This window comes from Streptomyces sp. NPDC006265 (assembly GCF_040613555.1).
Taxonomy (GTDB): domain Bacteria; phylum Actinomycetota; class Actinomycetes; order Streptomycetales; family Streptomycetaceae; genus Streptomyces.
This window is the reverse complement of the sequence record NZ_JBEXSH010000182.1, coordinates 1-12,053: the sequence shown is the minus strand read 5'-3', so window position 1 is coordinate 12,053 and position 12,053 is coordinate 1. Positions and strand designations below refer to the sequence as shown.

The window sequence follows — 12,053 nt, the reverse complement described above, 5'->3', positions numbered from 1 at the left end:
TTGAGTCGGTCGAGATTCCCTTGAATCGCTTCGGCTGCGTCATCGGCGAAAACAATGCGGGCAAGTCCTCAGTTTTCCAGGCACTGAAGCCGCCACGGGAGCCCCGCCGAGGACGGCGACGACTTCGACCTCCTCGCCGCCGACCTGTCCCGCGCGCACGACGGCGCCGTCACCGCCGTCGTGCAGGCCTCCCAGCTCTCCAGCCAGGCCGGCAGCGAACAGAAGCTCGAGGTGTTCGTCAACCTCGCCCGCCGCCTGCAGTCCCTGGTGCACCGCGAGATCTCCATCCTCGACGAGCTGGAGAACGAGATGGAGGACCCCGACCTGCTCAAGGGGCTCTTCCACGTCGACCACCTCGCCACCCGCATCCGCCGCCACGCCGAGAACCTGGCGGTGCTCGGGGGCGCCGTCTCCCGACGCCAGTGGAGCAACCCGGTCTCCATGACCGAGGTGCTGCGCTCGGCCATCGCCGAGGTCGAGCAGTACTCGCGGGTCAAGCTGGTGCCGCCGATCGACGGGCAGCTGCGCGGCCACGCGGTCGCCGACGTCATCCACCTCCTGGCCGAACTCGTCGAGAACGCCACGGTGTTCTCCGCCCCGCACACCCAGGTCCTGCTGCGCGCCAACCTCGTCACCTCCGGGCTCGCCGTCGAGGTCGAGGACCGCGGCCTCGGCATGCCCCTGGAGGAGCAGACGCGGATGAACGCGCTGCTCGCCGACCCCGACCAGGTGAACGTCGCGCGGCTCCTCGCGGACGGCCGCATCGGCCTGTTCGTCGTCTCCCAGCTCGCCCGGCGGCATGGCATCACCGTCCGCCTCCAGACCAACATCTACGGCGGAGTGCAGGCGGTGCTCGTCGTACCGCAGGCGCTGCTGGGAGCGGAGGCGGGGGCGGGAACGCCCGGGGGAGCGGGGCAGCCGGAGGGAGGCGCGCCCGGTGCGGATCGTCCCGCGGTGCCGGGACGGCCGGGCGGGCGGCATGGGCAGAACGGGCAGGACGGCCGGCACGGGCAGGTTGGTGCCGGTTCCGGTGTGGTCGCCGGTGGCGCGTCCAGGGGGCGATCCCCGGCCGTCGACGGCGCTGAGATCGAGGCCTCGGCCGTGCCGCTGCCCGCGTCCGGAGCAGGCCCGTCGATCCCGCTCGCCGCACCCAGCGCATCCCGGGGACACGAGCAACAAGCCGAACCGGCCCCGGGCGGAAGCGCACCGGAGGGCAGGCCCGCTCCCCTGCCCATGCGCGGAGCCCGCCGGGAGCGTCCCACCCCGGCCGAGGCACGGCCCGGTATCAGTCCCGACGACCGGCGGATCCTCGCCGAGAACGTCACCGAGCCGCCCACCCCTCGCAACGGCACCGTCCGCGGCACCATGGGCAAGCCCCAACTGCCCCGTCGCCGCGCCCAGGAGCACATCGTGCCCCAGCTGCGCGACGGCCCGACGCCACGCCAGGACCCCGAGTACCTCGTGGGCCACGACCCCGGTCTGATGGCGGCCTTCCAGCGCGGTATCAGCCTCGCGGAGGCCCAGCAGAGCATGGAGGCCGGCACCACGGAGCGGGGGGACACGGCGTCCGCCCACATGGCATCCGCGCACACGGAGGCCGCCCACATGGAGGCCGCCCACATGGACTCCTCCTACGCAGACTCCGCCCACACGGACCCGGCATCCACGGGTTCCACCCACAGGGACCCGATGCCCGTCCGCCCGGTCCACCTCGAGGCGCTCCCCTCGGAGCTGTCCCCCTCGAGCAGGCCGACGCCCGGGTCCTGTTCCGATCACCGCACGGCCACCATCCGGCAGGACGGGAGCGCACCCGCCGGATGACCACCCCCCTTCCCATCCCCACCCCCAGCGCTCCCGCAGATCTTCGTACCCCAAGGAGTCGATCCACCATGGCGAGCGATGCGCCGACCGCCCATGTATCCGATCTCGACTGGCTGATGAGCGGCCTCGTGCAGCGCGTACCGCACACGACTGCCGCGGTGCTCCTGTCCTGCGACGGGCTCGTGAAGTCCGTGCACGGTCTCGACCCGGACAGCGCCGACCACATGGCTGCCCTGGCCTCCGGCCTGTACTCACTCGGCCGCAGTGCCGGTGTCCGCTTCGGCGACGGCGGCGATGTGCGGCAGGTCGTCGTCGAACTCGCCTCGACCCTGCTGTTCGTCACCACCGCCGGCTCCGGCACCTGCCTGGCCGTGCTGGCCGGCCGCGAGGCCGACGCGGCCGTGCTGGGCTACGAGATGGCGATGCTGGTCAAGAGTGTCCGCCCCTACCTGGTGACCGCTCCCCGGCAGTCCGTCGAATCCCCGGCGATGAGGCCTTGAGCGTGACGGCGGCCGGTGACGGGCCCTGGCTCGACGACGCGGCCGGGCGGCTGGTGCGGCCGTTCACGGTCAGCAACGGCCGCACCCGTCCGACCGTCGCGCTCGACCTCGTGTCACAGGTGATGGCCACCGGGGCGACCCCCCTCGGCTATCTCGGCCCCGAACACGCGCAGGCGCTCGAACGGTGCCGGGTGCCCGTCGCCGTCGCCGAGGTCGCCGCCCATCTCACACTGCCGGTGGCCGTCACCAAGGTGCTGCTGGCGGACCTCGTCGACTGCGGGGCGTTGACCACCAAGCCCCCCGCGTTCCACCACAACCCGACGGACCGGGCCCTTCTGGAGGCAGTGCTCGATGGACTACGACGACAGCTCTGACTACACCGACGGACCGGGCCATGGCCGTGGCGCCGACCCCTTCCCCACCGCGCTGAAGATCCTCGTGGCGGGCGGGTTCGGCGTGGGCAAGACGACCTTCGTCGGCGCGGTCAGCGAGATCGCGCCGCTCAGCACGGAGGAACTGCTCACCACCGTCAGCGCCGCGACCGACAACCTCGACGGCATCGAGAACAAGGTCGAGACGACCGTGGCCATGGACTTCGGCCGCATCACCCTCGACCCCCGGCATGTGCTGTACCTGTTCGGCACGCCCGGACAGGAGCGGTTCTGGTTCATGTGGGACGAGTTGTGCGAGGGCGCGCTCGGCGCGGTCATCCTCGCGGACACCCGCCGGCTGGAGGAGTGCTTCGCCGCCGTCGACTTCTTCGAACAGCGTGGCCTCGAATTCGTCGTCGCCGTCAACGAATTCGACGGCGCCCACCGCTACGACCCCGAGGAGGTACGCGGTGCCCTCGACCTGTCCGAGGACGTGCCCGTGTTGTGCTGCGACGCGCGGATCTCCAGCTCCGGGGTCCAGACCCTGCTGACCCTGGTGCGCCACCTCATCGCCCACACGCCGGCCCCCGCGACGGGGTATGGCGCCCACATGTGACCCCCTCACACCTGCCACGGAGGCCATATATGACGCAAGTCCACAACCCAGGAGCATGCCCATGACCTACGACCCGCCGCGCCCGGCCGGTCGTCTGCTGCTCACACCCGAGGACAAGGAGGCCCCCGCCCGCACCCGCCGACTGCGCAGACTGGGCCTGGGGGAGCGCTCCGAACCCGCACTCGACTCCTTCGCGCACCGCCTCGCCGAGCTCACCGGTGCGCCGTACGCCATGGTCAACCTCCCCGACGAGCAGGGGCAGTTCTACGCGGGCCTGCACGTGCCGGCCGTCGCGCCGGTGGTGCGCAGCGACGGCACCAGTCCGCGCCTCGGCCGTGCCCTGCCCCGCGACCACGGCTTCTGCCCCCATGTGGTGGCGCGCCGCAAGGCCCTCGCCCTGGAGGACGTCGGCGACTATCCGCGGTTCGCGGGCAATCCGGTGGTCGACGAGTTCGGCATCCGCTCCTATCTGGGGGCGCCGCTCATCGACGGCACGGGCCTGGTGCTGGGCACCATCAGCGTCGCGGACGTCGAGCCGCGGCCGTGGGGGAAGCCGGGCCTGACGGCGATCAAGGAACACGCCGCGCAGCTCGTCGTGGAGCTGGAGAGCCGGGACGGCCTGCCGCCCTACTGAAGCCCGATTCCACCGAGGCCTCCGGGCGTGAAGGAAAGCTGCGGCGGCGCTTAAGAAATCCTCGATGGACCGGCGCGCCCGCCGTACGGCAGATTGCACTGCGATCCCACTCCTCTCCCGGTCCAGGGGTTCCTTCGGCATGCCCGGAGCCGGGACTCACCCTCAGGAGCCGTAGCGGTGAAGGCGCTGGTCAAGCAGAAGGCGGAGCCCGGGCTGTGGCTCGCGGACGTCCCCGAGCCCGCCGTCGGGCCCGGCGACGTACTCATCAAGGTGCTGCGCACCGGAATCTGCGGCACCGACCTGCACATCCGGGCCTGGGACGGCTGGGCCCAGCAGGCGATCAGCACCCCGCTCGTGCTCGGGCACGAGTTCGTCGGCGAGGTCGTCGAGACCGGGCGGGACGTCACCGACATCGCCGTCGGCGACCGGGTCAGCGGCGAGGGCCATCTGGTGTGCGGCAAGTGCCGCAACTGCCTGGCCGGGCGCCGGCACCTGTGCCGGGCGACCGTGGGGCTCGGCGTGGGCCGGGACGGGGCGTTCGCCGAGTACGTCGCCCTGCCCGCCGCCAACGTCTGGGTGCACCGGGTGCCCGTCGACCTCGACGTGGCCGCGATCTTCGACCCCTTCGGCAACGCCGTGCACACCGCGCTGTCGTTCCCGCTCGTCGGCGAGGACGTCCTGATCACCGGCGCGGGACCCATCGGCCTGATGGCCGCCGCCGTGGCCAGGCACGCCGGTGCCCGCAACGTCGTGATCACCGACGTCAGCGCGGAGCGGCTCGAGCTGGCCCGCAAGATCGGTGTCAGCCTCGCGCTCGACGTCTCCGGCTCCACCATCGCCGACGGGCAGCGCACCCTCGGACTGCGCGAGGGCTTCGACATCGGCCTGGAAATGTCCGGCCGCCCCGAGGCCATGCGCGACATGATCGCCAACATGACGCACGGTGGCCGGATCGCGATGCTCGGCCTGCCCGCGCAGGAGTTCCCCGTCGACTGGGCCCGCGTCGTCACCTCGATGATCACCATCAAGGGCATCTACGGCCGCGAGATGTTCGAGACCTGGTACGCCATGTCGGTCCTGCTGGAGGCGGGGCTGGACCTCGCACCCGTCATCACCGGCCGCTACGGCCACCGTGACTTCGAGGCGGCGTTCGAGGACGCGGCCAGCGGCCGCGGCGGCAAGGTCATCCTCGACTGGACCGTGTAACCCCCCTTCTCCGCGAGCACCTTAGGAGCTTCCCCCATGTTCGACTCCGTGCGCGAGGACCTGCGCGCCACCCTCGACGAGATCCGCGCTGCCGGCCTGCACAAGCCCGAGCGGGTGATCGGCAGTCCGCAGTCCGCCACCGTGAACGTCACCGCGGGCGGCCGTCCCGGCGAGGTCCTCAACTTCTGCGCCAACAACTACCTCGGCCTCGCCGACCACCCCGAGGTCGTCGCCGCCGCCCACGAGGCCCTGGACCGCTGGGGCTACGGCATGGCCTCCGTCCGCTTCATCTGCGGCACCCAGGAGGTGCACAAGGAGCTGGAGGCGCGGCTGTCCGCCTTCCTGGACCAGGAGGACACGATCCTCTACTCCTCCTGCTTCGACGCCAACGGCGGCGTGTTCGAGACGCTGCTCGGCCCAAAGGACGCGGTCATCTCCGACGCCCTCAACCACGCCTCCATCATCGACGGCATCCGCCTGTCCAAGGCCCGCCGTCTGCGCTACGCCAACCGTGACCTGGCCGAGCTGGAGGCCCGGCTCAAGGAGGCCTCCGACGCGCGCCGCCGCCTGATCGTCACCGACGGCGTCTTCTCCATGGACGGCTACGTCGCCCCGCTGCGCGAGATCTGCGACCTTGCCGACCGCTACGACGCGATGGTCATGGTCGACGACTCCCACGCGGTCGGATTCGTCGGCCCCGGCGGCCGCGGCACGCCCGAGCTGCACGGCGTCATGGACCGCGTCGACATCATCACCGGCACGCTCGGCAAGGCCCTCGGCGGCGCCTCCGGCGGCTACGTCGCCGCCCGCGCCGAGATCGTCGCCCTGCTGCGCCAGCGTTCCCGGCCGTACCTGTTCTCCAACACCCTCGCCCCGGTCATCGCGGCGGCCTCCCTGAAGGTCCTCGACCTGCTGGAGGCCGCGGACGACCTGCGCGTCCGGCTGGCCGAGAACACGGCCCTGTTCCGCGGCCGGATGACCGAGGAGGGCTTCGACGTCCTCCCCGGCGACCACGCCATCGCCCCGGTGATGATCGGCGACGCGGCGGTCGCCGGCCGCATGGCCGAGCTGCTGCTGGAGCGCGGCGTCTACGTGATCGGCTTCTCGTACCCGGTGGTGCCGCAGGGCCAGGCCCGGATCCGTGTCCAGCTGTCCGCCGCGCACTCCACGGACGACGTCAACCGCGCGGTCGACGCCTTCGTGGCGGCGCGGGCCGAGCTGGAGGGCTGACCGCCGGCACGGGGCGCATTTGAGACAATCGATCGCATGATCGAAGCGCGGCGGCTCCACATCCTCCGGGCGGTGGCCGACCACCGTACGGTGACGGCGGCTGCCGCCGCGCTGTATCTCACCCCGTCGGCCGTCTCCCAGCAGCTCGCGGCCCTGGAGCAGGAGACCGGCCACCGGCTCGTCGAGCGCGGCGCCAAGGGGGTGCGGCTCACTCCCGCCGGCGAGATCCTTCTCAACCACACCAACGCGGTCCTCGCTCAACTGGAGCGGGCCGAGGCCGAGCTCGCCGCATACAGCTCCGGCGCGGCCGGCACCGTCACGGTCGCCTCCTTCGCCACCGGCATCGCCTTGGTCGTCGCGCCCGCCGTGGCCGCTCTCGCCCGCTCGGCGCCCGGGATCCGCATCCGCGTCCAGGATGCCGAGGGCGACGCCAGCCTGCCGATGGTGCTGGACCGGCAGGTCGATGTCGCCGTCGCCGTCGAGTACCGCGGGGCCCCGCCCGCCGACGACCCGAGACTGGCCCACGTACCGCTGTACGCCGAGCCCTTCGACGCGGTCGTCCCGGTCGCCCACCGTCTGGCCGATGCGGCCGAGGTGCCCCTCGCCGACCTGGCCAAGGACCCGTGGATCGGCCAGTACCCCGGCAACCCCTGCCACGACGTGGTCATCCTGGCCTGCGAGAACGCCGGTTTCCAGCCCCGCATGGAGCACTCCTCGGACGACTTCCGCGCGGTCGTCGCCCTCGCCTCGGCCGACGCGGGCGTTGCCCTGGTGCCGCGCTCGGCCCTGCGCGGCATGGACCTCGCCGGGGTGGTCGTACGCCCCGTCGACGGAACGCCCCCCACCCGCCGGGTCTTCGCCGCCGTCCGCAGGGGAGCCGAGGAGCACCCCCTGATCCGCCCCGTGCTGGACGCGCTCGGCGCGGCGGCCCGGCTGTGAGTGCCCCGTAACACCGTCGTCTCATATCCGGGCTAGCGTCCCGGATATGAGACGTGACGAGACGGACCCCGTGGACGCCCGGCTGGGTGCGCGCCTGGCCGAGCTACGGGCCGAACACGGCTGGTCCCTCGGTGAGTTGGCCGAGTGCAGCGGGGTGAGCCGGTCCACCCTGTCCCGGGCCGAGCGGGCGGAGATCAGCCCCACGGCCTCCCTCCTGAACCGCCTGTGCGCCGTCTACGGGCGCACCATGTCCCAGCTCCTCAGCGAGGTCGAGGCCGAACCGGAGGCCGTCGTCCGCTCCGTCGGCCAGCCCGTGTGGCAGGACCGCGCCTCCGGCTTCGTACGGCGGTCCGTGTCACCCCCGCACGCCGCCCTGCGCGGCGAACTCGTCGAGGCCCGCCTCGCACCCGGCGCCGACCTCTCCTACGACCGTCCACCCGTGGCCGGACTGGAGCAGCACCTCTGGATCCTGGAAGGCGCCCTGGACGTGACCGCGCAGGACACCGAGCACCGTCTGGACGCGGGGGACTGCCTGCGAATGCGGGTGTGGGGCCCGACCCGGTTCCGGTGCGCGGATCCCGAGGGCGTCCGCTATCTGCTGGCGGTGGTGCGGCCGTGAACCGACTGGACGAGATGCAACTGCTCCAAAGGGCAGCGGAGTTGGCGGATCTGCTGACCAACACCGTGAACGGCGGTGCCTCCGTCGGCTTCCTCGCCCCGCTCGCCCGGGCGGACGCCCTGGCCTGGTGGGAGGGCCGGGCCGCCGATGTCGCCGCGGGCCAGCTCGCCGTGTGGGCCGCGTGCGACGGGGAACAGGTGCTCGGCACCGTCAGCCTGGCCTTCCCCGACAAGGCCAACAGTCGCCACCGCGCCGAGCTCGTGAAGCTGATGGTGGCGCCGGAGGCCCGTGGGCGCGGCCTCGGCCGCGGGCTCCTGGCCACGGCGGAGGCCGCGGCCGCTGCGGCCGGAGTCACCCTCCTGCACCTGGACACCGAGACCGGCAGCCCCGCCGAACAGCTGTACCGCTCCAGCGGCTGGACCCCCGTCGGCGCCATCCCGGACTACGCGGCCGATCCCGGCGGCGTGCTGCGGCCGACGACGATCTACTACAAGCGCATACCGGCAACCGCTCTCACCAGGTGATTGTCAGTGCGAGCCGATACGGTGCCTGCCATGCCGGATGCCGAAGACGTACGACGGATCGCCCTGTCCCTGCCGGACACGACGGAGAAGATCGCCTGGAGCATGCCCACGTTCCGGGTCGCGGGAAAGATGTTCGCCACGCTGCCGGAGGACGAGACCTCCATCGCCGTGCGCTGCCCCAAGGAGGAGCGCGACGAACTGGTGCTCGCGGAGCCGGGGAAGTTCTGGATCGCCGACCACGAGTCCCAGTTCGCCTGGGTGCGGGCCCGGCTCGACGCCGTCGAGGACGAGGGCGAGCTGCGGGACATTCTCGCCGACTCCTGGCGCCAGGCGGCCCCGACCCCGCTCCTGGAGGCCCACCCCCGGCTCGGCCTGCCCGTGGAGTGACGCCCTCCTGATCTCAGCGGCGGGCCACCGTCCCGAGGAATCCCGCGATGCGCTCCCGCAGCGACCGGGCGTCGAGACCGTGGGCGGCGACATGCTCCTCCAGTCGTCCGTACCGCCGCAGTTCGCGACGGCCCACGCCCAGCCCGAGGAGCCGGTGCGGCACATCCGACAGCGCGTCGTTCGCGGCGGCCGTCGATGTGCCCGCCAGGTAGGGCTCGACGAGGACGACGTCCGTCCCGGCCGTCTCGGTGGCCCGGCGCAGGGCGGCCACGTCGAAGGGGCGGACGGTGGTCGCGTACAGGACGGTGACGTCCAGCCTCTCAGTGGCGGCGAGTACGGCGTCGAGCATCGGCCCGACGGCGACCACCACGCCGGAGCGTCCCTCGCGGACCGTACGGAAGCGCTCCCCGTCGAATCGACCGGCAGCGCCTGCCCGTTGGCCTGGACGGACAGCCGTACGTACACCTTGTCGTCGCCCGCGGCGACCGCGTGCCGAAGCAGCGTCTCGGCCTCGTCCGGGTGTCCCGGCACATGGACGGTCCAGCCGTCCAGGGTATCGAGCAGCGCCACGTCGCCCGGCGCCATGTGCGTGTAGCCGCCGGCCGGCCAGTCGAAGGAGGCGGCGGCACTCACCAGCACCGCGCCCGCCCCCTGGTGCCCGAGGTCCAGCTTCACCTGCTCGAAGGGCCGCTCCACGAGGAAGCTGGCGAAGGTGTGCACGACGGGCCGCAGCCCGGTCAGCGCCAGCCCCGCCGCCGCCCCGATCAGGAGCTGCTCCCGGATGCCGACGTCGACGACCCGCCCGGGATGGCGGCGGGCGGCCGCGGCGAAGCCGTCCGTGCCGATCGCGGCGAGGACCACGGCGACCCGGGGATCCTCGTCGAGCTGCCGGGAGACGACAGGGGCGAAACGGTCACGCATGGTGTCCATGGAAGGGAGACTCCTCGGTCTCGGTAGCGGAAAATCAGGCGGACTTCGGCTCGACCCGGGCCACGACCACGTGCGGGCGGCCCGGGTGCGGCGCGGTGAAGGCGGCGTACAGGGCCTCGTGGTCACGGCCGTCGACGGTGAGCGCGGACCAGCCCGCCGCCTCGAAGCGGGCGGCGATCCCGCCGGGGCGGGCGTACGTGGCGGAGGAGTTGTCGACGACGACGGTGTGCAGCCGGTCGAGCCCGGCGGGCCCGGCGAAGGCGATCGCCTCGTGGTTGCTGCCCTCGTCCAGCTCCGCGTCCCCGACCAGCGTCCACACCCGCGGCTCGCCGAGCCCTTGGGCGCGCAGCCCCAGCGCCGTACCGACGGCGATCGGCAGCCCGTGCCCCAGCGATCCGCTGCCGATCTCGGCCCCTGGCACGAGCGTCCGGTCGGGATGGTGGCCGAGCGGGGAGTCGTACGAGCCGAAGCCCGGCAGCCACTCCGCCGGCAGGAACCCCTTGGCGGCCAGCACGGCGTAGTACGCCATCGGCCCGTGTCCCTTCGACAGCAGGAACCGGTCCCGCCCCTGGGCATGCCTGCTCTCCGGGCTCACCCGCAGCACCCGGTCGTACAGCACCCACAGCACGTCCAGGGTGGACGTCGCGGCCGGGCCGTGCTTCTCGTCGCCGGTCATCAGGCCCATCAGGCCCGCCAGGTCGGCATGCGTGTACGTGTACGTCTGCGTCGCGTCGGTCATGACGACGAGCGTGCAACCTCAACCAACCTTGAGGTCAAGCGGCGTCCGCCCGGAAACGGATGCGCGATCACCGGTGCGAGTGCGGTATTGTTTCCCTGCGCGTTCGGCCGGGGGAACTCCCAGGTCAGACGGGCAACGGGACGTGGCGCAGCTTGGTAGCGCACTTGACTGGGGGTCAAGGGGTCGCAGGTTCAAATCCTGTCGTCCCGACTGTGAAGCAGTCATTCAGAGGCCGTATCGGATTCCACGGATACGGCCTCTTGATCATTTCTGCGGACGGGGAGTGCCGGCCGGCGGTCGCTGGTGGCGATCCTGGTCGCCATCTCGGCGAGCTGTCTGCACGCCTGCGCGATCTCCCGCTCGGTCTGGGCGCGTTCCCCCACGGCCGCCCCGAGCAGAAGCGCGGTCAGTGAGGCCGAGGCGTTGAACGCCTGCAGGGTGATCATGTTGGTGAACAGGTCATGGCCGGCGAACGGGCCGGACTTCTGCCCGGCCGCGACGATCGCGAAGACCGACACCGCGAGGGCGCAGGGCGCGGCCCCTGCCAGCCGGAAGCGGAAGCCGGCCCAGATCAGCAGCGGGAAGCCGAGGAACAGCAGCGGGGTGTCGCTGGTCTCCACGAAGCCGACGCAGGCCGTGGCCGCCACCAGCAGGGCCCCCTCCGCCCACCGGGCCGGTGAGACGCCCCGCGGCCACCGGGCCGAGCGGAGCAGGAGCAGCACCGGGGTGACCGCCAGGACGCCCATCGCGTCACCGGTCCACCAGACCGACCAGGTCGACGCGAAGTCGTCGGCGTCCAGTACGCCGGTCAGCGCCAGCGTCCCGCTGCCGACCGTGGCGCTCACCAGCATCCCGGTGAAGGCACCGAGGAAGATCAGGGCCAGCGCGTCCCGCAGCCGGTTCAGTTCGTTGCGGCATGCCGATGAGCAGGGCCGGGCCGGCGCAGCCCGCGAAGGCCTCCGCCAGCCGCTCGTCCAGACCGCCCGCGCACTGCGCCACGACGTCGAAGCCGGGCGGCAACCAGGGGCCGGGGGCACCGTCGAGCACGAGGACACGCCGGGTGGCGGGTGTGGCGGCCACGGCGTGCAGCGTGTCCGCCAGGGAGGCTTCCGCTAGTCCGGCTGCTTCTTCGGGCGTGAACGGTGGCGTGAGCCGCGTCTTCACCCGGCCCGGCCGCGGCTCCTTGGCGATGACGAGGAGCGTGTTCAACGGACGGTTCCCCCTTCGTGTACGGGCGTTTCGGCCAGCACGCGGCTCATGTCCCGAACGGCCTGCCAGGTACCGCGCCACGTGCCCGTCACCTTCGAGGCCCCGGTACGCGGCAGATACGGCACGTCGTGCTCGGCGATCCGCCATCCCGCGTCGGCCGCGCGGACGACCATCTGGAGCGGATAGCCGCTGCGCCGGTCGCTGAGACCGAGGGCGAGCAGCGGCTCCCGGCGGGCCGCGCGCAGGGGGCCGAGGTCGTGCAGGCGCCACCCCTGACCGAGAAGAAGGAGAGCCGCACCATGAACGTTCAGAAGTGTCATGATCATGC

12 protein-coding genes, 1 tRNA gene and 4 pseudogenes are annotated in these 12,053 nt (G+C 72.2%); 12 read left to right on the top strand and 5 right to left on the bottom strand.

Going from position 1 to position 12,053, the window contains the following annotated elements:
- Positions 1–108: 108 nt before the first annotated feature.
- The 11 genes and pseudogenes from ABZ281_RS17265 to ABZ281_RS17215 all read left to right on the top strand — a co-directional run.
- Positions 109–1,821, top strand: a pseudogene (locus tag ABZ281_RS17265) (ATP-binding protein); the annotation flags it as partial.
- Positions 1,822–1,889: 68 nt separating this feature from the next.
- The gene (locus ABZ281_RS17260) at positions 1,890–2,321 is read left to right on the top strand and encodes a roadblock/LC7 domain-containing protein (protein WP_030840841.1); all 432 of its coding nucleotides are present in this window, start codon (positions 1,890–1,892) and stop codon (positions 2,319–2,321) included.
- A 2-nt stretch (positions 2,322–2,323) separates the two neighbouring features.
- Positions 2,324–2,695 carry a DUF742 domain-containing protein gene (locus ABZ281_RS17255; protein WP_142166483.1) on the top strand — a complete coding sequence of 124 codons (372 nt, stop codon included), beginning with the start codon at positions 2,324–2,326 and terminating at the stop codon, positions 2,693–2,695.
- Entirely contained in the window at positions 2,673–3,308 is a 636-nt protein-coding gene (locus tag ABZ281_RS17250) for an ATP/GTP-binding protein (protein ID WP_356656311.1), read from the top strand. Before ABZ281_RS17255 ends, ABZ281_RS17250 begins: the two co-directional genes overlap by 23 nt.
- 61 nt (positions 3,309–3,369) lie before the next feature.
- On the top strand, positions 3,370–3,942 hold the full coding sequence (locus ABZ281_RS17245) for a GAF domain-containing protein (protein ID WP_356656310.1): 573 nt from the start codon (positions 3,370–3,372) through the stop codon (positions 3,940–3,942).
- Between the two features lie 177 nt (positions 3,943–4,119).
- Complete coding sequence (gene tdh, locus ABZ281_RS17240) at positions 4,120–5,148, top strand: L-threonine 3-dehydrogenase (protein WP_356656308.1); 1,029 nt, start codon at positions 4,120–4,122, stop codon at positions 5,146–5,148.
- Positions 5,149–5,184: 36 nt separating this feature from the next.
- Complete coding sequence (locus ABZ281_RS17235) at positions 5,185–6,378, top strand: glycine C-acetyltransferase (RefSeq protein ID WP_356656306.1); 1,194 nt, start codon at positions 5,185–5,187, stop codon at positions 6,376–6,378.
- 36 nt (positions 6,379–6,414) lie between these two features.
- A complete protein-coding gene (locus tag ABZ281_RS17230; RefSeq protein ID WP_356656304.1) occupies positions 6,415–7,317 on the top strand; it encodes a LysR family transcriptional regulator in 903 nt (300 codons plus the stop codon).
- A gap of 46 nt (positions 7,318–7,363) precedes the next feature.
- Positions 7,364–7,936, top strand: a complete 573-nt coding sequence (locus tag ABZ281_RS17225; protein WP_356656302.1) for an XRE family transcriptional regulator — start codon at positions 7,364–7,366, stop codon at positions 7,934–7,936.
- Between the two features lie 14 nt (positions 7,937–7,950).
- On the top strand, positions 7,951–8,460 hold the full coding sequence (locus tag ABZ281_RS17220; RefSeq protein WP_356656316.1) for a GNAT family N-acetyltransferase: 510 nt from the start codon (positions 7,951–7,953) through the stop codon (positions 8,458–8,460).
- Positions 8,461–8,490: 30 nt separating this feature from the next.
- Positions 8,491–8,847 (top strand): MmcQ/YjbR family DNA-binding protein, encoded by a 357-nt coding sequence (locus ABZ281_RS17215; protein ID WP_356656300.1) that lies wholly within the window; start codon positions 8,491–8,493, stop codon positions 8,845–8,847.
- A 13-nt stretch (positions 8,848–8,860) separates the two neighbouring features.
- Here ABZ281_RS17215 and ABZ281_RS17210 read toward each other — a convergent pair.
- Together ABZ281_RS17210 and ABZ281_RS17205 are read right to left on the bottom strand one after the other, a co-directional pair.
- Positions 8,861–9,777: pseudogene (locus tag ABZ281_RS17210) on the bottom strand (transketolase C-terminal domain-containing protein).
- A gap of 34 nt (positions 9,778–9,811) precedes the next feature.
- Positions 9,812–10,516 carry a transketolase gene (locus ABZ281_RS17205; protein ID WP_356656298.1) on the bottom strand — a complete coding sequence of 235 codons (705 nt, stop codon included), beginning with the start codon at positions 10,514–10,516 and terminating at the stop codon, positions 9,812–9,814.
- A gap of 136 nt (positions 10,517–10,652) precedes the next feature.
- On the opposite strand from ABZ281_RS17205, the gene ABZ281_RS17200 reads away from it, so the two are divergent.
- Positions 10,653–10,726, top strand: a tRNA-Pro gene (locus ABZ281_RS17200).
- Between the two features lie 11 nt (positions 10,727–10,737).
- On the opposite strand, the gene ABZ281_RS17195 is transcribed toward ABZ281_RS17200, so the two are convergent.
- The 3 genes and pseudogenes from ABZ281_RS17195 to ABZ281_RS17185 all read right to left on the bottom strand — a co-directional run.
- A complete protein-coding gene (locus ABZ281_RS17195; protein WP_356656314.1) occupies positions 10,738–11,391 on the bottom strand; it encodes an MASE1 domain-containing protein in 654 nt (217 codons plus the stop codon).
- Positions 11,392–11,425: 34 nt separating this feature from the next.
- A pseudogene (locus tag ABZ281_RS17190) lies at positions 11,426–11,725 on the bottom strand (glycosyltransferase); the annotation flags it as partial.
- A pseudogene (locus ABZ281_RS17185) lies at positions 11,722–12,053 on the bottom strand (glycosyltransferase); the annotation flags it as partial. The pseudogenes ABZ281_RS17185 and ABZ281_RS17190, both read right to left, overlap by 4 nt.